The organism is Streptococcus sanguinis, assembly GCF_900475275.1.
In the GTDB taxonomy this organism is placed as follows: domain Bacteria; phylum Bacillota; class Bacilli; order Lactobacillales; family Streptococcaceae; genus Streptococcus; species Streptococcus sanguinis_N.
This window is the reverse complement of record NZ_LS483364.1, coordinates 373,254-396,965: the sequence shown is the minus strand read 5'-3', so window position 1 is coordinate 396,965 and position 23,712 is coordinate 373,254. Positions and strand designations below refer to the sequence as shown.

21 protein-coding genes are annotated in these 23,712 nt (G+C 44.1%); all 21 read right to left on the bottom strand.

The annotated features are described in order from the left end of the window. Position 1: 1 nt before the first annotated feature. Positions 2-703 (bottom strand): ABC transporter ATP-binding protein, encoded by a 702-nt coding sequence (locus DQM55_RS02060; protein WP_111675337.1) that lies wholly within the window; start codon positions 701-703, stop codon positions 2-4. A 195-nt stretch (positions 704-898) separates the two neighbouring features. After that, the gene (locus DQM55_RS02055; protein ID WP_111675336.1) at positions 899-1,582 is read right to left on the bottom strand and encodes a B3/B4 domain-containing protein; all 684 of its coding nucleotides are present in this window, start codon (positions 1,580-1,582) and stop codon (positions 899-901) included. Between the two features lie 120 nt (positions 1,583-1,702). After that, positions 1,703-2,293, bottom strand: a complete 591-nt coding sequence (gene rpoE, locus DQM55_RS02050) for a DNA-directed RNA polymerase subunit delta (RefSeq protein WP_111675335.1) — start codon at positions 2,291-2,293, stop codon at positions 1,703-1,705. Between the two features lie 184 nt (positions 2,294-2,477). Further along, positions 2,478-3,761, bottom strand: coding sequence for a trigger factor (tig, locus tag DQM55_RS02045; RefSeq protein WP_111675334.1), 1,284 nt, complete (start codon positions 3,759-3,761; stop codon positions 2,478-2,480). Positions 3,762-3,840: 79 nt separating this feature from the next. Next, positions 3,841-4,404, bottom strand: coding sequence for a TIGR01440 family protein (locus DQM55_RS02040; RefSeq protein ID WP_048774048.1), 564 nt, complete (start codon positions 4,402-4,404; stop codon positions 3,841-3,843). Between the two features lie 12 nt (positions 4,405-4,416). Next, positions 4,417-4,899 (bottom strand): ECF transporter S component, encoded by a 483-nt coding sequence (locus DQM55_RS02035; RefSeq protein ID WP_111675333.1) that lies wholly within the window; start codon positions 4,897-4,899, stop codon positions 4,417-4,419. Next, complete coding sequence (locus DQM55_RS02030; protein WP_111675332.1) at positions 4,880-5,650, bottom strand: bifunctional hydroxymethylpyrimidine kinase/phosphomethylpyrimidine kinase; 771 nt, start codon at positions 5,648-5,650, stop codon at positions 4,880-4,882. The genes DQM55_RS02035 and DQM55_RS02030 overlap by 20 nt, the downstream gene beginning before the upstream one ends. Next, positions 5,640-6,389, bottom strand: coding sequence for a tRNA pseudouridine(38-40) synthase TruA (gene truA, locus DQM55_RS02025; protein WP_111675331.1), 750 nt, complete (start codon positions 6,387-6,389; stop codon positions 5,640-5,642). The genes DQM55_RS02030 and truA overlap by 11 nt, the downstream gene beginning before the upstream one ends. A gap of 257 nt (positions 6,390-6,646) precedes the next feature. Continuing rightward, the gene (locus DQM55_RS02020) at positions 6,647-12,379 is read right to left on the bottom strand and encodes a ZmpA/ZmpB/ZmpC family metallo-endopeptidase (protein WP_111675330.1); all 5,733 of its coding nucleotides are present in this window, start codon (positions 12,377-12,379) and stop codon (positions 6,647-6,649) included. Between the two features lie 320 nt (positions 12,380-12,699). Beyond that, complete coding sequence (dnaJ, locus tag DQM55_RS02015) at positions 12,700-13,833, bottom strand: molecular chaperone DnaJ (RefSeq protein ID WP_002905343.1); 1,134 nt, start codon at positions 13,831-13,833, stop codon at positions 12,700-12,702. Between the two features lie 138 nt (positions 13,834-13,971). Then, positions 13,972-14,604, bottom strand: a complete 633-nt coding sequence (locus DQM55_RS02010) for a DJ-1/PfpI family protein (protein ID WP_111675329.1) — start codon at positions 14,602-14,604, stop codon at positions 13,972-13,974. Between the two features lie 227 nt (positions 14,605-14,831). After that, positions 14,832-16,661 (bottom strand): molecular chaperone DnaK, encoded by a 1,830-nt coding sequence (gene dnaK / locus DQM55_RS02005; RefSeq protein ID WP_111675328.1) that lies wholly within the window; start codon positions 16,659-16,661, stop codon positions 14,832-14,834. Between the two features lie 253 nt (positions 16,662-16,914). Then, on the bottom strand, positions 16,915-17,451 hold the full coding sequence (gene grpE / locus DQM55_RS02000) for a nucleotide exchange factor GrpE (protein ID WP_111675327.1): 537 nt from the start codon (positions 17,449-17,451) through the stop codon (positions 16,915-16,917). Between the two features lie 35 nt (positions 17,452-17,486). Continuing rightward, positions 17,487-18,521 carry a heat-inducible transcriptional repressor HrcA gene (gene hrcA / locus DQM55_RS01995; RefSeq protein ID WP_011837494.1) on the bottom strand — a complete coding sequence of 345 codons (1,035 nt, stop codon included), beginning with the start codon at positions 18,519-18,521 and terminating at the stop codon, positions 17,487-17,489. Between the two features lie 163 nt (positions 18,522-18,684). Beyond that, positions 18,685-19,413, bottom strand: a complete 729-nt coding sequence (locus DQM55_RS01990) for an ABC transporter permease (protein WP_111675326.1) — start codon at positions 19,411-19,413, stop codon at positions 18,685-18,687. Continuing rightward, positions 19,406-20,245, bottom strand: coding sequence for an ABC transporter ATP-binding protein (locus DQM55_RS01985; RefSeq protein ID WP_111675325.1), 840 nt, complete (start codon positions 20,243-20,245; stop codon positions 19,406-19,408). The genes DQM55_RS01990 and DQM55_RS01985 overlap by 8 nt, the downstream gene beginning before the upstream one ends. A gap of 41 nt (positions 20,246-20,286) precedes the next feature. After that, on the bottom strand, positions 20,287-20,859 hold the full coding sequence (locus tag DQM55_RS01980) for a DUF2812 domain-containing protein (protein ID WP_111675324.1): 573 nt from the start codon (positions 20,857-20,859) through the stop codon (positions 20,287-20,289). Then, positions 20,859-21,182, bottom strand: coding sequence for a PadR family transcriptional regulator (locus tag DQM55_RS01975; protein ID WP_111675323.1), 324 nt, complete (start codon positions 21,180-21,182; stop codon positions 20,859-20,861). Before DQM55_RS01975 ends, DQM55_RS01980 begins: the two co-directional genes overlap by 1 nt. A gap of 220 nt (positions 21,183-21,402) precedes the next feature. Further along, positions 21,403-22,191, bottom strand: coding sequence for a M15 family metallopeptidase (locus DQM55_RS01970; RefSeq protein ID WP_111675322.1), 789 nt, complete (start codon positions 22,189-22,191; stop codon positions 21,403-21,405). Then, positions 22,178-22,876 (bottom strand): histidine phosphatase family protein, encoded by a 699-nt coding sequence (locus tag DQM55_RS01965; RefSeq protein ID WP_111675321.1) that lies wholly within the window; start codon positions 22,874-22,876, stop codon positions 22,178-22,180. Before DQM55_RS01965 ends, DQM55_RS01970 begins: the two co-directional genes overlap by 14 nt. 99 nt (positions 22,877-22,975) lie before the next feature. Then, a complete protein-coding gene (locus tag DQM55_RS01960; RefSeq protein WP_111675320.1) occupies positions 22,976-23,677 on the bottom strand; it encodes a histidine phosphatase family protein in 702 nt (233 codons plus the stop codon). Between the last annotated feature and the right edge of the window lie 35 nt (positions 23,678-23,712).

Sequence of the window (23,712 nt, the reverse complement as noted above, 5' to 3'; positions counted from 1 at the left end):
ATTAAATCTCCCAACTCATTTGATTCGGCGACAACTTCTCCATATTCATGTCGTCCCTAACAATACGACCATCTTCTAAGAGCAGTATTCGGTCAGCTGTTCTGGCAATTTCTCGATTATGTGTCGTAAAAAGGATACTGGTTCCGTAGGTTTGCTTGATAGCATGCAATAAAACAATAATGTTCTTACTATTTTCGCTGTCCAGAGCGCCTGTCGCCTCGTCACAGAATAAAACAGCCGGTTTCTTGATCACGGCTCTGGCAATGCAGACTCTCTGCTGCTCACCACCCGACAGCTGATGAGGGTATTTGTTCAAAAGCTTCTCAATTCCCAATAGCGAAGCCAATTCTTCTAGGTCTGCTGCTTCTGCGGCATACTTGCTGCCCAGCTGAATATTCTCCTCCACTGTCAGATTAGGAATTAACATATAGTGCTGAAAGACCAAACCAATGTCTTCTCTCCTAAACTTAGCCACTGCTGATTTACTCAGCTGACCTATCTCCTTTCCTTTGTATAAGACCTGTCCAGAACTTGGTTTCAATAGAGAAGATAGGATATTCAGCATCGTTGACTTTCCTGAGCCACTGTGACCCAAGATTGCTACAAACTGCCCCTGATCAATTTTTAGATCCGTATTCTGCAGAACATACTCATCCTCATATTTTTTGCTGATTGATTTAGCTTCTAGTAGTGTTTCTGTCATCGCACGCTCCTTTTCTTTGTTTATTATACCATTTTTTATTGAGTAATGTCTCCTATTTTCAGAAAAGCAAACTGTGCTCATTTCTCATTATTTCAACCACGACTCTGACAAAAGAAATCAAAAGCATGCAAAAAAGCTCCCTAAAAACAGGAAGCTGCTAGTCAGTGAAAATCAAAATTGGAAAGCCTATTCCAGTTAATTTTCCTCAATACTGATGACATGTGTTTCAAATTCTACATCAGGCATGCACTCTGCTAAATCATGTCGGATTCGTTCCAAGGCTTCCAGACGCATTTCGACAGAGGTATTGGCATTCCCCTGAATGATGAAAATGGCATCCTTGGTCTCCTCATCAAACTTATAATACTCGCTGTCACGGACATCCAGCCAAGCCAAAATGCCTTTGGCATCCCGATAGACATAGTCCGTCTTGGCAACATGCTTCTCCTTGGACAAAATAGGCAGAAAAACATCTTCCTTTTGGCTTACGGTGAATTCTATCTGACCTTCAATCTTATCAAAATCATGCCCACCAATAGCCAGTAGAGAATGTAGGGCTTCGACATTATAAATATCAATAATGCTATTAATACGAGGGAGCGAGCCTCGGTGCTGGATATTGCGAATCAGAGCAGGAACCGTCGGAGGATTTTTCTTGACACTGCGACCTACGCGCTGCAGTATCTCTATATAACCTTGAACCACTGGCGACTCAAGCACCTCATCCAAGTCGCAAGCCAGAGCCCAGTCTTCCATTTCCTTTTTCTTTTTTAGAAATGAAGGAGACAGTTCTGCATGCGGATTAACATTCTTGGCAATCCCGATAGCAACACTTTTTATGCCTAGTTCACCCAGACTCTTATCAATGACAAATTTCATAACAGCATACCTCCATCTTTTCTTTGTTAAATTTTATTAGTATTCTACACCTTCCGAACTCATATTTCAAGGAATATTAAAAGAAACAAGGGACGAAATCCCTTGTTTCTTTTGGTTGATTTATTCTTCCTCTTCAGTCTCCGTATCTTCATCAGAGTAGTCGTCATCTTCTTCGTTGAGTTCGACTTCTTCACCTAGATCATCCGGAGCGATTTCGTTGATTTCAGCATCGTAAGCTTCCACTTCATTCTTCTCATCGTCTGGATTTTCCTCATCGTATGAGAGAGCTGGATCTGCTTCGTAGCCGTCCTCATCTTCTGGATCGTCATCGCTGTAGTCAATGGCATCCTCGTCGCCATCCATAAAGGCATTGACGCGTTTCTTCTTACGTTTCTTAGGTGCGTCGTCCTCATCAGTCTCTTCCAAGGCGATGATCTCTTCATCCACTTCGTCGATGGCATACCATGAACGCAGGCCCCATTTATTATCTCCCAGCGGAATAAAGCTGCCGTCTACATTGAGTTCTGTGTAGAATAAAGGCAGAGAATCACGAATCTCACTGTTTGATTTTCCCAGATAGTTTTGAATTTCATTGACCAGATCATTAAAATACATCTCATGGTCGCGGCCGCGGGCTTCCAAAATGGCACGCGCCACTTCAATCATAGAAAGCTCACTTTTTTCCTGTCCAGCAAATACTTCTAATTCCAAAGTTGATCTCCTTTAAGATTAAGTAAAGGCTTGTCGCCCTCTTGCAATTTTTCGCTACTTTCTATTGTACGATAAATTTCTATTTTCGTCAAAAGAAAATCCAGGAAAAATCACGGAACAAGTACAAAAGAAACTAGTGCATTTATACACTAGTTTCAAATGATATCGTTTTGAATGATGAAGCTTATTTCACTTTCGCAGTGCTAGTAATCACTTCGACAGCTTTCTTGATAGCGATGTCGTGTTTCAGCATATCTTCTGACAGCAATTGACGAACACGTTCTACTTCCATGTTGTAGTCTGTAGCCAATGAAGTTACTTCTGCTTCGATTTCTTCTGCGCTAGCTTCAAAACCTTCTGCCTTAGCAACAGCTTCTACGACAAGGTTTGTCTTAGTGCGTGACTCAGCATCTGCTTCGTATTGCTTGTGCAAGTCTTCCTGAGTAGTGCCAGTGATTTGGAAGTACATGTCAGGTGAGATTCCTTGGCGTTGCATATTGCCTAAGAATTCATTAACAGCGCGGTGCACTTCTTCGTGGACCATTTCTGCTGGCAAGTCAACGATTTCCGCGTTTGCTACTGCTTGATCAATAGCTGCTGCTTCTACCGCATCCTTATAAGCTGTTTCCTTAGCTTCTGACAATTCTTTGCGGTACTTTTCTTTCAGCTCATCAAGCGTTTCCACTTCTTCGTCGATATCTTTTGCAAGTTCGTCGTCCAATGCTGGAACTTCTTTTTCTTTAACTTCGTGAATAGTTGTCACAAACTTAGCTTCCTTGCCTGCCAAGTCTTCTGCTTGGTAGTCTTCTGGGAAGGTTACGACAACGTCCACTGTTTCACCTGCACTGTGACCAACCAACTGCTCTTCAAATCCTGGGATGAATTGACCGCTGCCCAGTCCAAGTGAGAAGTTGTCACCCTTGCCGCCGTCAAATTCAACTCCGTCAACAGATCCAACAAAGTCAATCACAACTGTATCACCGTCAGCTGCTGGACCTTCTTTGAGAACCAACTCAGCCAAGTTGTTGCGCTCACGCTCAATGCGCTCATCTACTTCAGCGTCAGTCACTTCTTTAGTAGCTTCAACAGTTACTTCCAAGTCTTTGTAAGCACCCAGCTTAACTTCTGGCTTAGTGACTACTTCAGCTTTGATAACCCAGTCTTGACCTTTTTCCATAGACTCGACATCAAACTGAGGCTGAGCAACTACTTCGATACCCGCTTCTTTGACAGCCGCTTCGTATGCTTCTGGAAGAAGAGCGTTCAACGCATCTTGGTAGAGGGCTTCTTCACCAAAACGTTGGTTGAAGATAGCACGTGGAAGGCGACCTTTACGGAAACCTGGTACAGCAATATCTTTTTTTACTGAGTTAAATACACGGTCCAAGGCAGGCTTGATTTTCTCTTGACTGATGCTAAAAGTCAAAAGGCCGCGATTTGTTTCTTTGTTTTCAAATGATACAGACATTCTGTCATTTCTCCTTAAAATTTATTGAATACAACCCATTATAGCATAATTAGAGTTTTTTTCAAAATTATTTTTCCTTTTATCCCTTCCTGATTTTATCCTCTGTATAGGCCGCTCTGGCGCCGCCGATTAGCTTGGGACGGCTGGCTAAAGCCGTGACATGGGCAGCTCCCAATTCCTTGAGAATCGGTCGGATAGGAATCTGCACGTGCTTGACATGCATGCCGATAGCAGTATCGCCAATATCCAGCCCCGCCTGAGCGACAATAAACTCTACCTCAACAGGATCCTTCATGTATTGAAAAGCCGCTAGCTGACCGCTGCCTCCAGCATGAAGAGTAGGCAGAACATTGACAATTTCTAAATCTTTCTTATCCGCCAAGGCTCTTTCGACTACGAGGGCGCGATTGAGATGCTCACATCCCTGAACTGCTAGGAAGATACCTTTCTCTTCTAAGACATCCAATATGGTTTTGACAATGACCTGTCCGACTTCCAGACTGGAATCCTGACCGATATGTCCTCCGACAACCTCGCTGGAGGATAGACCCAGAACAAAAATATCTCCCTCAACCAAGGCAGCCTTGTCCAAAACATCTAGAACAATCTGACGAGTTTCCGCTCCAATCTTAGCTAAGTCCATGTCTCACCTCGTTTATTTCACTGCGACTGTCTTTTTCAAACCCTCTGGGAAGGCTTTGTAGAGGGCAAAACCGACTGCTAAACCAAAAGCATTCTGCATAAAATTACTTAAGATTTCGGCTAGGGCAGCCCCGACACCATTCATAATACTACCAAAGAGGGCATAGCCACCGACCATAGCTACTGCAGCCAAGACCAGCCCAAGGTAGCGTTTCTTGCCCTCAAAGCCAGCAAAGAACCCCTGAAGTCCGTGGCAAATCAGACTGAAAATCATCCACTGAGGATAGCCAGCAATCATATCAATCAAAAAGCCTGAAAGACCTCCGACAATAGCCGCTTCCTTGCGGCCAAAGTAGAAGGCTGCAAAATAAATCCCTGCATCCAACAAGGTCAAAAAGCCTGTCGGAGTTGGGATTTTTAAAAAATTCCCCAAAACCACAGATAGAGCTGTGATAAAAGCTAAGATAACTAATTTTTTAACTTGATGATTTCTCATACTGAACTACCCCATATTGATCTGAGCGCTGAATCGCTCGGTAAACAAAATCTTTAGACAATTGAACTGCTGCAAGTGGAGACTTGCCTAGAAGCAGCTGACTGGCAATGCTGGAAGCAAATGTGCAGCCTGCTCCGGTATTGTTGCTGGCCAGCACTGGCGATTCCATGACCTCAAAATCTCGGCCGTCATAGTAAACATCCACCGCCCGCTCCTTGCTTAAGCGATTGCCGCCCTTAATCACCACATGCTTGGTCCCTAAATCATAGAATTCCTTGGCTGCAGCCTGCATATTCTCCAGACTTTTGATTTCTTTTTGGGTCAATAGCTGAGCTTCTGCTAGATTTGGCGTAATGATGCTGACATGAGGGAAAAACTTGATGATTTCTTCTCTCAGAGCACTGACTTCCAAGTCATGATTTTCCTTGCAGACCAGAACAGGATCCAGGACTACTGGTATATCCGCATGCTGCTTGACAAAAGCCAATGCCTGCTCTGCTATTTCCAGATTGGGTAAAAGCCCTATCTTAATAGCAGAAAAAGGAACATCCTTGAGACTAGATAACTGCTGGGCAAAAACCTCTTCCTCAACTGGGATGACCTCAAATCCCTTATCGGTCATAGCCGTCAGACAAGTCACAGCTACAAACCCATGCAGACCATTGACTGTATAGGTAGTCAAATCAGCGTGCAGTCCGCCACCGCTGAAAATATCATTGCCTGAAAGGGCTAAAATCAACTTATTCTTCATAACGAATCTCCTTTAGATAAAGGCCGTTTGGACCAGCTGTTGGTCCTGCCAGATGGCGATCTTTCTCCGCTAAAATCCTCTGAATCTGCTCTACCGGCATTCGCTTGTTTCCAATCTTGAGCAGGGTGCCGACCATATTGCGGATCTGCTTGTAAAGAAAGCCATTGCCCGAAAAAGTAAAGACCAGAAAATTCCGCTCTGCATCATAGCAAACCTTGGCCTCGGTAATGGTCCGAACCTTGTCTTCCACACTGGTCCCCGAAGCCGTAAATCCTGTAAAATCATGCGCCCCCTCTAACTGAGCAATCGCCTCTTCTATCAGACTCAGCTCCAAAGGATAAGGATAATGCGTAGCATAATGGCGCATCATAGGATTTTTAGGCCGGCCAATGTCCACCAAAAATTCATAGGTTTTGCTGTGCTTATTGTAGCGAGAGTGAAAATCATCCGATACCCGCTCCACACTAATAAAATCAATATCTTCCGGCGTCTGGGTATCCAAGGCAAAACGCAATTTCTCTTCATCCCGTTCCTTCGGTAAATCAAAATGCAGTACCTGTCCCAGAGCATGGACACCGCTGTCGGTCCGACCTGCTCCATGAATCACCACAGGCTGGCCTTTATTGATACGGGTCAGGGTCTTTTCAATCTCTTCCTGAACACTTCTGGCATGGGGCTGTCGCTGAAAGCCAGCAAATCCATAACCATCATAGGAAATAATCGCTTTATATCGTGTCATGTGTTTATTTTAGCAGGAAAAAAAGCACCCAGCAAGACCCAAAAGCAATAACTGTACGGGGACAGATTTTTCTGAAAAATATCGTTTAAGAATCGGGGATTCTTTCTGTTCCGACTTGCCATTATACAACAAAACAACCCATCTGAATCAGACTGTCAGTGACGACACAAACAGAGTAAATTCAAATGGGTTATTGATTACATATTGCTAAAGGTCATTATTTGCAGCTACTCATGTAGGCAATTAAACACTTTTTCTTAGGAACCCCAAATGGAGTTTTCATCCATAAAGCTGTTGGTGTTCTTGAGCAACTGCGTAAAGACAGCGTACTTGAAGTCCTTGGTTGCCCGTTCATCGACACGAGACTTCTTCAGATCCTTGTCAACAGCTTCTGCAAAGCCAGCTTTCAACTCTTCATAAGTCGTATAGACTTTTCCGTTGACAGTCACCGGCTTAATACCTGAGCTTTGTGCTTTATCCACAACTTTTCTGAAGTAAGCTTTCTTGAAGGCTTCCATGGTTTCAAATTCGCCTTCAGAAATTTGCTTGATGATAAAGTTATCGCTCAAACCAGTCACACCTTGCTCATTGGCTGTCTTACGGTGTTTATTGGAAGCATAGCTTACAAAGCCTTTTTCATAGCCATAGTAACCCCAGATTCTGAAGGTATTATGCTTGAACATCAAGGCGCCTGGCGCTCCAGTATTGTTTTGGCCGCCGCCATAGATACCCGTCATAAAGTCGATAGCAATGTAACTAGAGTCATAGTCAGCAGGATTATAGGTTCGATTGTCAACCGCACGGTTAGACAGCAAGCCTTGGTCAACCAAGTCATCTACAGATGAGACAGACATATTCGCTTTCTCCTCAGCCGTCAACTCTCTTACGACGTCGTATTGGGTTCGAGGATCCACAACTTTCGGTTCAACCTTCTTGAACCATTTGGCTGCTGCTTCATTTCCTTTATCTACAACCGCTTGGCCTTCAAGGTAATCCAGCAGCATGAGGGTATCATTATATCCCTTCATGTAATGGTCGATGTCTGCTCGGTTCTTGAAGAGACTTGGCGAGCTATTGAAAATGAGGCTGCCATTATTTGGACGATCAAAGGCCATATTGAGACCCAAAGCACCCCAGCCCGGCTGATCAGGAACAGGTGACTGGAGCATACCTTGGGCATACCCTTCTGGTCCGATACCTTGTCGTCTGCCGTGACCGCCCAGATAAATATCTCTGTCATTGACGTGGGTGAGTTCGTGAGTGAAGACGGACACACCATATTCCGTCAAGAGGTCAAAGGCCTCGAAGTTCACACGGATTGAACCAGCAGCATGGGCACCGTAGCCATTTGACTTGTACCAGCCACCAGCTCTGCCGCCAACTAGGTTAAAGAACTCGCGGGATGGTGCATAAGGATTGCCCTTATTATCATTTCCGTTGACATCAATCCAGCCACGCCCTTCTACATCGAAACCATCCCATACAGCCGTTACATTTTCCTTGACCATTCTTGGCTTGATATTATCTGAGAGCAGTTTGTACCAAGTGTCTACGTGATTTCGATGCTGGGTCGCTACTTCCTTGATGCGCGCATTAAATCGTTCATCAGACCATGACCGGCGCTTGTCTCTGTTGACAAAGGCCATGGTGCTATAGTTTGACAGAATGGCTAAGCGCGTATTCTTCAAGGTTAGCAGAGGAAGGATATAGTTGCTGAAGTACTCTGAGTTGAGGTTGTCAAAGACGCGATACTTAGCCGTCTTAATCTCCTCGACTTCTGACTGGCGTTCTTCAAACTGAATAAATCCTCGGGTTGCATCCTTGAACCAAGAATCCATATCCGCAAAGTCAGTCAGCAGGCGTCGGTTGTAATCCAAGTAAGCCACCAAATCACTAGATTTGGACTCAGCCTTCAACTGGCGCGCAAACATATTGACATTGTCTGCCCCTTTCAGTTGATTTTCTGTCGAACGACCAATCTTAATCAAGCGATCCAGCAATGGCACTTTTTCACCATAGAAGTCTGGTTTGAAGAGCACCAGCTCCTTGAGGTTGTAGTCGCCAAACTTGAGATCGTAATAACGGTTGAGATAGGTCAGACCGAGCATGATAGCGGTCTTGTTCTCTTCGATTTTAGCTTTCAGAGCTTCGTTGGCTGCTGGATTGTCAGCATGGAACCTTGTCCATTCATTGGCCAGGAGCTTACCAAGCATATCCTGCAAGTTGGCTTTCACCTCAGCCAGAGATTCATCCAAGAAGAGGCGCTTCACTTTATTGACCTTATCATTATCATTAGGCAGACCAACAGAACGATAGACTTCATCACTGTATAGTTCAAAGCTCTTCAAGCGCTCAGTCAGCTGAGTCAGCAAGTCTTCTTTGACCGCCGTTGAGTGATTTGGAGTATAGACTGTACCAAGCTCTGCAATCTGATATTCCGGCAGAGCCGTCTGTTCAAATCGCGCTTGATTTTGAAGATTGTAGATAGTCTTGCTTCCGTCTGCAAAATGGACTAAGATCTTATCTGCATCCGTTCCTCCAGCAACAAACTGATTGCCCTTCAGGGCTTGAACCGCTAGAACTTTCTTGGTCAACAGGTCGCCCGCCTTACCAGCATCCACCAGCTTATTGGCCTCATGAATCAAGAATTCTTGATTGTAGAAAGGCATAAAGCGTTCTAGGTTTTGATAAAGCTGTTCATTTTCTGCCTTGTAACCTGGCTTATCTTGATAAGTACTTGTTCTCAGGATAGCAGCATTTAGCTTCTCAGTTGTCACTTCATTTGCGCTGGCTTGCTCAAGAGCCGTGATCTGATAGCTCTTGACTTTTTGCTCAGCTTCTGCTTCTGTCAAGCGACGGAACTTGGCATCTTTACCTGTCTTGGTCCCAGAGCTGTGTCCCTGAACACCAAAGAGGTTTTGGAGTTTTTGTCCCATCCAAGCATCGGTAATCTCATTATCTGAGCTAAAGAGCTCTTTACCGTTCACTACCGTTGCATAGCTGACTGTGTCATTGATGGTTCCATACGGCCAAATGGAAGCAGCGATACCAGCCGCATTTCTTGAGCCCGCATCCTCTAACTTACCTTTGGCAACTGATTGCATCAATCTGCCCCAGTTACCCCAGCCTGAACCTGAATAGTCAGTGAAGTTTTGAGCGACCAGCATACCTGCATTTTGACCACTTTTGACCCAAATATCGGCTTCGACATAAGCGCGTTTCACCAAGGACATAGCATTAGTTCCCGCGATACCGGCTGTAACAGAGTTTCCACCCTTGGACTTAATACGACCCTTAAAGGAAACATTTTCAACGCGAGATTGGCCTTCTATATTGTTAACCAGACCAGCAATATGGTCTCTTCCTTCCAAGTATCCTTGGACATTGACGTTTTCGATTACTCCTTTATTCTTCAAGCGAGCAGCAATTGTGGCAATTGTATCGCCCGCTTGCGAATCTGGATAAACCATATTGACTCGCTTAAAGTCAATATCCTTGACCGTTCCGCCAGTAATCGTATCAAATAGAGGATGCGCCAAGTCTAAAATGGCATGGCGCTCACCATTTTGCCCACCAATCAGCTGGCCTTTGAACTCACCTTGCAGGTAAGACTTGCTGTTGGCTGGTTTGTCAATCAGCTTAGCACTGATACTGCGGCCCAGAATAAAGGTTCCAGAAGGATCTTCCTTGATGCCGTCCAAAAGGTCTTGGAAGTCATAGTAGACATTTCCTTCACGCTTCTTGGCCTTTTCCAGATAGAAATCAAAGCTGTTTTGAAGACCAGTTGCGCTTCTTTGCAGCAAGTCTGGCAGCTGAGCCTGGATCTTAAAGACAGGCTGGTTATTAACGACCACTTCCTCGATAGAGGTAACCGGCAGGACAGTATCCTTGAACTGGTCTGATGTAAAGTGCAGGTAATATTGGTCCAGATTTGCTGGTTTTTCAGCCAAAGTAGGCATCAATTTTGTCTGACCATTCTCAACCTTCATCAAGGAGACATTAGTGATGGACTTGAGCTCCACCTTCTTCAGGTCAAGCTGGACTGTCTCTTGAGCTAATTCCTGACTTTCAGAACCATTTCCTAAGTCATAGGACAGAGTCGTCTCAATCTTATACGGTGTATAGTAGTCCAAACTACTGAAGCTAGCAGTCAACTGGCCGGCCGTCAAATTCTGCTCTGCTATCAGCTGCCCATCTTTCTTCAGACGAACTTGAGCACTACTAAAGGATTGATCTCTGTCCGTCAGCTGGTATTGAATCTGAACCGATTTCTGCAATTCATCCTTCTTAACCGCTGAAACAGTCAGATTTGGTGCTGCTTTAAGGGCCAATAAGTCAGCTAAAGCCTGCTTGAGTTGGTTGACACCCGCATCTACTTCATCTTGACTAGACGAAGTTTGATAAACTGTCGCAGCCATATTCTTAATTGCTTGCAGCTGCTGATAGGATTGATTAGTGTAAACTGTAGGATCTACAGCCGCTGCTAAAGCTAGCTGCTTGCTCAATTCTTCTTTATTGATGCGAGCCTTGCTACCCCGAGTGACCACTGTATCAACTGCTTCATGCAAGATTCTTTCAGTTGTTTGTGGCTCTGATATGCGATTACCATCCAAGACTTCATAGCTGGTAACAATTTCTTTTTGACCTGGAGTTCCATCAACAGTGGTCTCCTCATCAAGATACTTGCTATCATCTGTCTTGTTGACAACTTGAGGTTCAATCGTTTCTAGCTTGATGTCAGTATGCAGACTAGGCTGTTCTGGCTGAACTGTCGATTCGCCGTTAACGCCGCCTGTGTATTCTGGGAGGGCGGGCTCAACCGGAGCCGTGTCATCAACTGTAGCCACTGGAGCATCATAGACTGGATTGTCTGCTTGAACTGCCGATTCGCCGTTAACGCCGCCTGTATATTCTGGGAGGGCGGGCTCAACCAGAGCCACGTCACTAACTGTAGCTACTGGAGCATCATAGACTGGATTGTCTGCTTGAACTAGCGATTCGCCATTAACTCCGCCTGTGTATTCTGGGAGGGCGGGCTCAACCGGAGCCGTGTCTCCAACTGTACCAACTGGGGCAGTATAGACTGGAGTTTCCGCTTGAACTAGCGACTCACCGTTCACAGCGCCGCTGTACTCTGGCAAGGCAGGTTCTTGTAAACTTTCCCCTTTTGCCGTTTCTATAGGTGGATTTGACGGCTGAGGAGCTGGACTAGGATTTGGAGTTGAAGCTGGAGTTGGAAGATTCCCTATCTGGCCAGAATCACTTTCATCAGGATTCAGCTGATACAACACCCCTGCTTGAGCAGCTCGATCAATAGAATCAGAATCCTCTTTTGTAGCTTCTGACACTTCTGCTTGCGCTTGAGCCTCTTGACCAGCCGGCAGAGAGGTTGTCTTGGTCTCTGTCAAAGTACGCAAATCAGAAGCGGTAAAGTAACCGATATAGTTATAGCCTGCAATAGTCACATCCGCTTCAGAAACTGCTGACGAAACCGCAACTTGACGGTTATAGGAAAGTAATTCCCGATTTTCTAGCGCAAACGCTTGAGGAGACTGTAACACAGTTTGTCCCAAGCTACCTAGCAAAAGCACTCCTAGTAACTTACCAGATTTCTTTCGTGAGAAAACCAGGACAGCCAAAATAGCCGTTCCCGCAAATAAGCCGAGAAGCGGCTGACCGTTATTTCCTGTACTCGGCAAGACAGTTTGCCCATCTTGCTTCCGATAAATCAGGTAATAATTTTCCCCTGTTTGCAGATTTTCAGGCAGACCTTTCTTAATCAGACCTTTTTCCTGCTCTGTTAGCTCTTGCTCTTCAACATAAGTATAGTGAGCAGTCGCACCGCCTCCTACTTCATCCGCAGCAACAGTCGAGCTGGACAAAGAGCTCCCAAAAATCAGAGCTGCAATGGCAACTGAGCCCACACCTACAGACAATTTGCGAATCGAATATTTCTGAATTCGCTCCTGCACTTTTTCAAAACATTTCACTTTATAATTCCCCTTTTTCCTAAAATGTATAAAACTAATCTCCCATTATCTCTCTAGCCAACTCCCCAGCAGGCTAAAAAGATACGTTTTATACATATAGTATTATCATATATCTTTTAGGAAATTTTTACAATAGATTTTACTTAAAAAAACAATTAATTTTTGTAAAAGTAAATAGAGAAAATCTCTTTACGCTTTTTATTGTGAATTTCTTTTGATTAAAAGGCTGGTCAGAGCGGCTCTCTTCCTTGACTACATTTGCCAAATGTCCTTCTAGAAAACATAAAAAGAACAGCATTAGGCTGCTCCTTTTTATCTGTTTACAAATCTTCCAAGGCATCTTTCATTTTGTCAAAGAAGCCTTTTTTCTTAGGATTGACCGAGATATTGCCAGCTTCCGCAAATTCTTTGAGGGCTGCTTTTTGACGGTCGTTGAGGCCAGTCGGCGTCACAACATTGACAGTAACATACTGGTCACCCATGCTTCCACCACGCAGACTCGGTGCTCCCTTACCACGCAGACGGAAACGCTTGCCAGTCTGTGTTCCTTCTGGGATATTCAGCTCAACATCCCCGTGAACAGTTGGGATATCCACACTGTCACCAAGAGCCGCTTGGACAAAGTTGAGATTGAGCTTGTAGTAAATGGTAGAGCCATCTCGCTCAAACTTGTCACTCGGCTCAACTTGGACCACGACATAAAGATCGCCATAAGGGCCGCCATTAAAGCCCGCCTCGCCTTGACCAGACAGACGGACCTGCTGACCAGTTTCCACACCAGCTGGGATTTTCACCTTAACGCTGTGAGCCTGTTTTTCATGACCCGTTCCGTGACAGGTTTCACAAGGACTTTTGATTTCTTTTCCTCGGCCATGACAGACATCACAGGTCACTTGCCGACGCATCATGCCAAGCGGTGTCTGGGTATCAACATTGATAACACCTGAGCCATGGCAGCGACCACAGGTAACAGGGCTAGTTCCTGGCTTAGCACCAGACCCGTCACAGGTACGACAAGTCGCTTCGCGGTTATACTTGATTTCCTTCTCAGCTCCGAAAATCGCTTCTTCAAAGCGGAGATTTACACGATACTGAAGATCATCCCCTTGGCGCGGAGCATTAGGATTACGCGAAGCGCCACCACCAAAGAAGCTGGAGAAGATATCTTCAAAGCCGCCAAAGCCAGAGCCATCAAAGCCACCGAAGCCGCCTGCACCACCGCCAAAGCCACCATTAGCTCCCGCTGCACCGTATTGATCATAGGCTGCCCGCTTTTGCTCGTCGCTCAGCGTTTCATAAGCCTCTTGGACTTCTTTATATTTGTCCTCCGCCCCAGCTTCCTTATTAATGTCAGGGTGGTACTTTTTAGATAATTTCCGATAGGCTCTCTTGATCTCATCCTGAGAAGCATTCTTAGAGACACCTAGACGGTCATAATATTCTGTATTGTTCATATAAGATACCAAGACCGTAAAATTCGACTGAAAAATAGGAAATCAGGCGACGGAGCGATGCTCCAAGGCTAATTTCTCTTTTTTTCTGAGAATTTAGGTCGGGTTCAGTTCCTTTCTTTAAATTTTAGAAAATATTGATCAGAGGGTATTTTCAAATTCATGCTTCATCTCAGCAAACTCTTCATCGGATAAAGTGAATATCAAGTCCTCTTCCGAATACTGATTCTGTTCTTTAAAATAGTTGTCAGCATTATCTACCAAACCTAGACTAAGAAGCACTTTTCTCGTAAACGCTTGATGTGCAAAGCCAACAGCTGTAATGATGTTTTTATCTTGCAGAACAGCTTGAGCTTTGAAATTTTCCCGTGGAAGAAACTCAAAATAGTCAAAGAAGTTTTGCCAAATCCCACCCGTAAATTTCGTATCCTTCAATAAGCCTGCTTTCGCCAATAAAATGGGCGCTGAGGAAATAGCTGCAATCAAAATCTCTTGCTGCTTCAAACTTTTTAGGAAAGAAATCAATTTTTCATCATGCAAAGCAGGAGCAATATTTATCATCCCTGGCAAAATAACACAAGAATAGTCTTCGATAACTACTTCATCCAGTATTCTAGTAGGTTGACAAGGAAGCCCATCTTCCGTTCTTATAACATTTCTATCTGTACTAGCATAATCAACCTCAACACCAAAAGATAGAGCTAAAGTACTGGTCAGACCAACTACTTCATAAAGTGAGAAATTAGGATAAATTAAACAGAGCACTTTCTTCATGAGCGTCACCCTCTAGTTTAGCGAAAAACAGAGGCTGGGTTGCAACCTCTGGATTTCTTCCTATCATTACGACGTGAAATTTTCAAAACAATATTTTTCGAAAAATTTTTGATGCGGTAGCTGATTGGATTTTAGGTTCGTCTTTCAGACTCCCAAAAATCCTAATCATCCTCGCGGGGGTTCGACTACGAACTAAAAACTTTCAATTTTTAGTTCTGTCTCACCGCCTATTTCTCAGTAAACTCTCCGTCTACGACATCGTCGTCTGCTTTAGTTGAGCCTGCATTTTCAGCTCCTTCCGCTCCTGCTTGGGCTTGTTGAGCCGCAGCAGCTTGCTCATAGAGTTTCACTGCCAACGCTTGAGCTTTTTCATTGAGAGCTTCCAATTTCGCTTTCATGTCGTCCAAGTTATTGTCTTCTTGTGCTTTCTTAAGTTCATCAAGAGCAGCTTGGGCAGCGTCACGCTCTGTGTCGAAACCTTTACCTTCTGTTTCCTTGATAGTCTTTTCAGTCGCAAAGATAGCTTGGTCAACTTCGTTACGAAGATCAACTTCTTCCTTACGTTTCTTATCTGCTTCAGCGTTCGCTTCTGCATCCTTCATCATGCGGTCGATTTCTTCGTCAGTCAAGCCGCTGTTAGATTGGATAACAATGTGTTGTTCTTTTTGAGTTCCAAGATCTTTAGCCTTAACAGATACGATACCGTTCTTGTCGATGTCAAATGTTACTTCGATTTGAGGAATTCCGCGAGGAGCAGCTGGGATATCTGTCAATTGGAAACGTCCTAGAGTCTTGTTGTCAGCTGCCATTGGACGTTCACCTTGAAGAACATGGATATCAACGGCTGGTTGGTTGTCTGCTGCTGTAGAGAAGACTTGTGATTTAGAAGTTGGAATTGTTGTGTTACGGTCGATTAGCTTAGTGAAGACGCCACCCATTGTTTCGATACCAAGTGACAATGGTGTTACGTCAAGAAGGACAACATCCTTAACATCACCAGTGATAACACCACCTTGGATAGCAGCACCCATGGCAACTACTTCGTCAGGGTTTACTGATTTGTTTGGCTCTTTACCAGTTTCAGCTTTAACAGCTTCTACAACAGCTGGAATACGAGTTGAACCACCAACCAAGATTACTTCGTCGATTTCTGACAAGCTCAAGCCTGCGTCAGAAAGAGCACGGCGAACTGGTTCTTTAGTGCGCTCTACCAAGTCACGAGTCAAATCGTCGAATTTAGCACGAGTCAAAGTCATTTCCAAGTGGAGAGGTCCAGCGTCGCCAGCTGTGATAAACGGCAAGCTGATTTGAGTAGAAGTTACACCTGAAAGGTCTTTCTTAGCCTTTTCAGCTGCATCTTTCAAACGTTGAAGCGCCATCTTGTCATTTGACAAGTCGATGCCGTTCTCTTTCTTGAACTCAGCCACCATGTGGTCGATAATCTTTTGGTCAAAGTCGTCACCACCAAGTTTGTTGTCTCCTGCAGTTGCCAATACATCAAAGACACCATCACCCAACTCAAGGATTGAAACGTCAAAGGTACCGCCACCTAAGTCAAAGACCAAAATCTTTTCTTCTTTATCTTGTTTGTCAAGACCGTAAGCAAGGGCTGCTGCAGTTGGTTCGTTGACGATACGTTCTACTTCAAGACCAGCGATTTTACCAGCATCTTTAGTCGCTTGACGTTGTGCATCGTTAAAGTAAGCTGGCACTGTGATAACCGCTTTGGTTACTTTTTCACCAAGATATTCTTCTGCATAACCTTTCAAGTACTGCAGAATCATAGCTGAGATTTCTTGCGGAGTGTATTCTTTGCCGTTAGCAGCTACTTTTTCAGATGTTCCCATTTTTGATTTGATGGAAATGATTGTATCTGGATTTGTGACTGCTTGACGTTTTGCTGCATCACCAACGATGATTTCACCATTTTTGAATGACACTACAGATGGTGTTGTGCGATTTCCTTCTGGGTTTGCAATGATTTTGCTTTCAGTTCCTTCAAGAACTGCAACTGCTGAGTTTGTTGTACCTAAGTCAATACCAATAATTTTAGACATGTGTTTTTCTCCTTAAATTTTATATTCTATCTTCTTTTTGGTACTCTTCTTAGGTGGCGGCGCCGTCAGAGCTTGACTTTATCAATCTCTTTGACTAAACTTTGAGCCTAAGGTCTCAAAGTTTGCGCGAATAGCGCCACGGCGAAGAGTATCGTCTTTGGTTCGCTTCGCTCACTATTGCAAAGCTGAACGATTTCTTATCTTTCTTCATAGTTTATTGTCGTTTCGGACAAGATTTTTCAAGTTTTCTAGCCTAGTTATAGACCACTACCATTGCTGGGCGCAGGATACGATCATGAAGTTTGTAGCCTTTTTGGAAGACCCGCGCTATAGTGTCAGCTGGGTGCTCATCATCAGCTGGAACTGTTTGAATGGCCATGTGATAGTTATGGTCAAAAGTTCCGTCAGCTGGGATTTCTTCGATGCCCTCTTCTTTGAGAGCATGAATCAAACTTTCATGCACCATTTCCAGTCCTTTTTTGACATCATCTGTCAGACCTTCAACGGCAAGCGCGCGCTCCAGATTATCTATCGAAGGCAAAATAGCTTTTGCCAAGTCCTGACTGCGGTATCTTTGCAGCTGCTGGCGTTCTTCATTTGCTCGGCGCTGGATGTTCTGCATTTCTGCATGAGCACGGAGATATTTGTTTTCAAAATCTTCTGCTCGCTCATTAGCTAGTTCTAATTCTGATTTTTCAGGGCTTGCTGATTCAGCTTGCTCAGCTGCTTCTACAGCTTCCTCTTTTACTTCTACATCTTCTGGATGTTCTTCTTGTTTATGCTTTGCCACAAGGCACCTCCTTTTTAGGAATATTTATACTATAATTAATGGACTTCGTAGTGATTACTGCTAAGGTAACGATAGAAGTCGGTCAGTTTCATGGTCAGCACGCGGTTGACGACATTCATCTGACTGACCAGCCGTTGGTAGTCAAGATTGACAGGACCGACAACTGCCAGTACTCCAAATCCTCGATAAGGAATCAAGAATTTGCTAGAAATCAGTGTCAAATCAGCCAAACAGCTTTCTCTACTGTCTGCCACGCGCACGCTTTGCATCTGATCTTCAGCCAAACTATCGCGAATTTCAAATGCTACTTTCTGCGGGTCATCAAAAAACTGATAGGCCGTCAGATCTGAGAATTCCAAGAGCTGAACCTTGCCAGACAGAATCACATTTTCCTTGAAAATATCACCAAAGATATGCTCAAAGAGCTGGATGACATTGTCCGTCGTAGTGAAATAGCGCTGGATAATCTGCGGAATTTCCGTCCGAATCTTGTAATGGATGTCCAGCACTGTCTGTCCCAAGAACCGTTCCCTTACTAGGCCTTTAAGCCTATCCAGGTCTTCTTTTAAGAAGTTACGCGGAATCATAAACTGACTAGTGATGGTATTGGACTCATCCAGGGTGAAGACTGCCAGAGCCGTGTGCTGACTGAGCACAACAATATCAAAAGCTGTCAAACGCTGCCGACTGGGTTCTACATCCAGTGCAACAACCGTGCATCCACTGAGCTTGGTTAAAAGGTCCGCTGCCTGTTGAAGAATGTCCTCCAAGTTGAAAAACTCATGGTCAAAGGCTTTGATAACCTCATAAAGTTCATTCTCAGCGAGACGATCAAAGGACAGAGAATGCTTGACAAAGTACTGAAAACCAGCCACGCTCGGCTTACGGCCGCTGGACGTATGCGCCTTTTCCAGAAGTCCCTGCTTTTCCAAAGCCGCCATATCGTTTCGGATAGTGGCACTACTGGAATTGATGGAATCCTGCAGGGCTTTGGAGCCGACCGGCTCGTGAGTCTTGGTAAAGATATCAATAATCAAATTCAAAATCTCATTTTGACGCTCCGTGACCACGGCATCACCTCCAATCAAGATTCTGCTGTCGATTAGCACTCAGCCACTTCGAGTGCTAACTCATGATTCTATTATACACTCTTCTACTCCAAAGTCAAGACAAAAACTCAAAAAATTAGCACTCTTTTTACAAGAGTGCTAAAAATCAGTCTAGCGACCTAGATTAGTCGTCCAAAATTTGCAAACGGCGCATCAAATAGAAAGAAATTCCTGCAAAAAGGAGCAACCAAACTAGCAGAGCCAAAAATTCTCCGCTCCATAAATGGAAATGAGACCAATCTTTCATATAGCTAGTAAATAGGCCCATAAAGCTATAACGCAGCACCTTAAATAAATCCTCGCTCATATTTGAAAACATAGGAATAAATGCCGCCAAGAGCATGGCTGGGACACTAAGAGATTGTGCCATGACCTGATTTTTACAAAACAGACCAACCATTAAAAAGAAGAAAATTAAGACCAGCATGGTCAATAAGAGAACCAAACTATAGCTGAACAGATGATTAGAAAGCTTAGCTCCTACCAAAATTGGGGTAATGACGATATAAAAAATCCCAATAATTGCTGGCCAGATTAAAGCGGAGAGAATGTATTGACCCGCTGTCACACCAGCCAAGCGCAAACTTTGCAAATTATGTTTTTCTCTTTCCTCAGCTAGAATGATGATAATGGGTGTTCCAACTGACATGGCTAGAGAGAAAGGCAGAGAGATCGTAAGCAACATAATAGCTAGTTTATCCACTCCAATTTCCTTACCTGCTCCATTCAGAGAAAAAATAAATTTATAGAGAAAAATGAGTAAAATCGGCATAAAAACCTGTAATAGAATACTTTTATTAGCTAGCGTCACTTGACCTCTCAGCCAAATCATACCTTTTAATTTATTAGACATTTAAGGTACCTCCTGTCAACGTGATGAAAACATCTTCCAAAGTTGGTTCGCAGGAATGAATACTGATAACATTGGACAAATCCAAACCACCTTGCAGTTCATCAAAGGTAACTGTCTTCGTCGTCAAATCTACATATTCTAAACGAACCTTCTTATCCGTATTGTACTTTTGGATTATCTCATGCGGACTGCCTACCTCAACTAATTTCCCTTTACTGAGCAAGGCCAAGCGATCACACAAGAGGGTAGCTTCCTGCATATCATGAGTCGTCAGAAAAATAGTTGTCCCCTGCGCTTTTAGTTCCAGCAACAATTCGTGAATGGTGCGAGAAGTTGACGGATCCAAACCACTGGTTGGCTCATCCAAAAAAAGCAGTTTAGGTCGATTAATCAAGGCACGCACCAGTAACATGCGCTGCTTCATACCCGTAGATAGTTTTTCAGCCACCTTGTTGCGACTATCATAAAGCCCCACTTTTCGGAGAAGTTCATCGACTTCTGTCATATTAACACCAAAGAGCATAGCATAGGCCTTGAGATTTTTATAAAGTGACATCTTTTCATAAAAGCCACTGCCATCGCTGACAATACCAATCTGCTCCAGGACTTCTACCTTAAAATCCTCAACCGGAGCAGACAACACATGAGCTGTTCCAGCATCTGCAGACAACTGACCAGTCAAGATATTGATAGTCGTCGTTTTACCAGATCCAGACGGTCCTAGGAAGCCAAAAATTTCTCCCTCTTGGATGGAAAAATCGATTCCTGCCAAGGCTTCTTGTTCCTTGAATTTCTTTTTCAAGCCTTGCACTTCAATAATGGTCTTTTTCATTGTTTTCCTCGCTTTCACAACAGTATTTAACAAAACTGCAATCAATCTTTCAGTTCCTGCCTCATTTTCCAAAAACGCAAGGCAATATGGACCAGTTGACAGAACAGAATGAGCAATATAAGACAGTCTATTGCTAAGATTGATTTGAATAACAGACTTGCTTTCAAACTTTTCTGGGAAATATCTAGAATGAGATAAGTCGTGACACACAAAACCATGATGGCTGGCAAAAATCGCCATACAAGCAAACGCTTGACCATTTCTAGCTTAGACCATGCGTCATTATAGATTTCAAGATCGCTGTCTGCATCAAGCTGAGAAACTGGCTTGCGGAAATAAGAGAACTGATTAAAGTTTGTAATATGCTCCCAGCCACAATCCTCAAACAGTTGATAATAGGATTCTTGCTCCGCCTTCTTTATGGGGCGAAAATCCAATTGATAGGCCACTTCCTGAGGCGGACAGGCTTCAAATGTATAACGAACTGCAACAAGAAAGGGAGAATAACTTACTTTCTTCAATTTCCAGCCTTGACTGTGCATTTTTTTAAAATAAGCTGCTTCTCTGTCATAGTCTGCAATGGTAAAGATTTTATAGACAATTTTCTTTTCCATCAAACTTCCTCCTTACTATTGCGGTAAAGGCGCTCAATCCGCTGGATTTCCAAGCCCAAAATTTTCTGTCCAAGTTCTGTAATCTGGTAGAGCTTTCTCTTTTCTTCCTCACGAACAAAGGCAATCAGACCATCTTTTTCCATCTTTGCCAAGGTCCCGTACATGGTCCCCGGGCTGATAGATAGCTGTCCTTCTGTCAGCTCCTTGACTTTTTGAGTAATACTGTAGCCATGCCTTTCTTTCTGAAGACAGAAGAGGATATAAAAACCTGTCTCTGTCATTGGCACATAGACTCTCCTAAGCTTTTCTGTCAATCCACTCATCTTCTCATCTCACTTTCACCTCGATATATCGAACCTTGATATAAAAAATTATATCGCAGTCCGATATAGTTGTCAAGGATTTATAAATATTTTTTTACAAAAAGTAATTCATTTTTATCTATCAATACTTGCAGCTGATTTGATCAGAAGCTAAAAGGATTAGAGACCTGCATCCTGATAAATCAGCATAAAAAAAGCCAGGAAATCCTGACTTACTTGTTTATTTTCCTGCTGCCTTGAGCAGGGCGATATATTCTTCCAGAACCAGATTGTGCTTCTGCATATACTGGGCATTCTCCACACCGACATAGCGGTAATGCCAATTCTCAAAGTCAACTCCGGTAATATCACTCTTGCCATCCGGATAGCGAAGGACAAAACCATACTGGGGAGCTAGCTCCGCAATCTTGGCTGCCAATTCATCCTCCTGGCCTTCTGGAGCGCTCATATCAATAGCCAAGCCCGTTTGATGCTCACTGGCTCCTGGAAGCTGCACTTGCTTCAGCACGATGTTGACTGCTTCTTCATTCGACAAGCCTTTGGCAACTTCCCCAGCAACTTTTTCGTTATAGAGTTCTTCCTGCTCAGCTCGGCTGCGATAGCCAGAGATTAAAGTTTCTTCAGGAGCTATCGCTTGGGCTGCTGCTAGAAATTGCCGAGTATTTTCAGCAATGCGGCTATCGACCTGGACCTCTCCAATCTGAGTCAGTTCAGGTGTTTTTTCTTCTTGCTGGTTGTCTCGATTGACCAAAATCAAATTCCAATCAGTAGAAGAAACCTTGGGCAAATCAGACTGCGAGCTCTCTGAGCCAGAAGAGCCTTTCGTAGCAGAACTGCTAGATGAACCCGAAAACTGAATCTTTGCAAGCAGATCTTGTAACAAGGACGGACGGAAATAAATCACCGTCCCTCCAGCTACTAGACACAAGACGATTAACAATAAAAACGTTAACCCAATCTTCTTAGACTTCGATTTTCTCTTTTCTTTGCGATGTTTAGCGCGCTTCAACTTCTTCCTCCATTACTTTGGCACCGACCTCTCGATAAGACATGTCTCCGATGCAAGCTACTGTGAATTTACCATCTTCATAGTCTACAACCGTCACGCTGCCATTGTCCAAACCATGAGGCTGAGTTCGGTTGATTAGATAGACAAAGGTTCCGATGGTCATGCCGTGGCTGACTACAAGGGCATTGCCACCGCCAGCAGCTTCCAGTTCCTCAGCTATGGCTGAAAAGCCTTCCCAAATTCGGCCGCTAAGCTTTTCCCAATTTTCTGCCCAGCCTGCTGTATCGACTTCTACAAGACCTTCTGCCAACTCAGCATAGCTAAGCTGATGAACATGCTCAATATTGAAAACCCGGGGCATCACACCCATAAAGAGCTCTCCATCATAACCACCATCAAAACTGCCAAAGCACCATTCGCGAATTCGTTTGTCAAAGGTATAAGGAATCTGACCAGTCAAACCCAGCTCCTCTAGAATAATGCCCATGGTCTGAATAGTCCGGCCGCTGTCGCTGGAGCGGGCCAATTTGAAATCAAGCCCAGCTTCTCTCAAGCCAATGCCCAACTCATGAATGCCACGTTCCCCAACTTCAGTCAATGGGGTATCAGACCAGCCTTGAGCCCGGCCGATAGTATTAAACATGGTTTTGCCATGACGAACCAAGTATAATCTTGTTTTTGCCATTTCATTTCCTCCGTTGTTCTTTTCATATTATACCATTTTATGAAGAAATTGGCTCCATCTGGCTTTCAAAGCAAAAAGCAGGAATCTCAAAACTCCTGCTCATTCTTGATTTTCTCGGTCCAATGTGGCTGCGCCGATCTGACGGTAAGACACATCACCCAAGGCCTGGATGCTAAAGCGACCATCTTCATACTCCAGCACTGTGACACTGCCATTGTCGACATTAGGATTTTTCGTGATATTCTCATCAACCAGATAAGCCAAAGTACCAATGGTCATACTGTGGCTGACGACCAGAGCATTGCCGCCGCCTGAGGACTCCACCTCTCTAGCAATGGCTTCAAATCCTTCTAAAATCCGACCGCTTAGCTTGTCCCAAGGCTCAGCCCAACCTGCCGAATCCACTTCTACCAGGCCATTCGCCAAATCCGGCCAACTGAGTTCTTTGTAATTATCCGTCTTAAGAACTCGTGGGATAACGCCATGAAAGAGCTCACCACCATAAGCACCATCAAAACTGCCGAAACACCACTCCCGGATGCGCTTGTCATAGCGATAGGGAATCTGACCAGTCAGGCCCAGCTCCTCTAGGATAATCCCCATGGTCTGAATGGTCCGACCACTATCACTGGAAAAAGCCTTGACAAAAGGCAAACCAGACTCTCGCAATCCGATACCCAGCTCGCGAATACCGCGCTCCCCTTTAGCAGTCAGCGGGGTATCAGACCAACCTTGAGCCCGGCCGATAGTATTGAACATGGTCTTGCCATGACGGATAACATAGAGTCTTGTTTTTGACATACTTCACCTCTTTTATTTTTTCTTTGTTTATTATA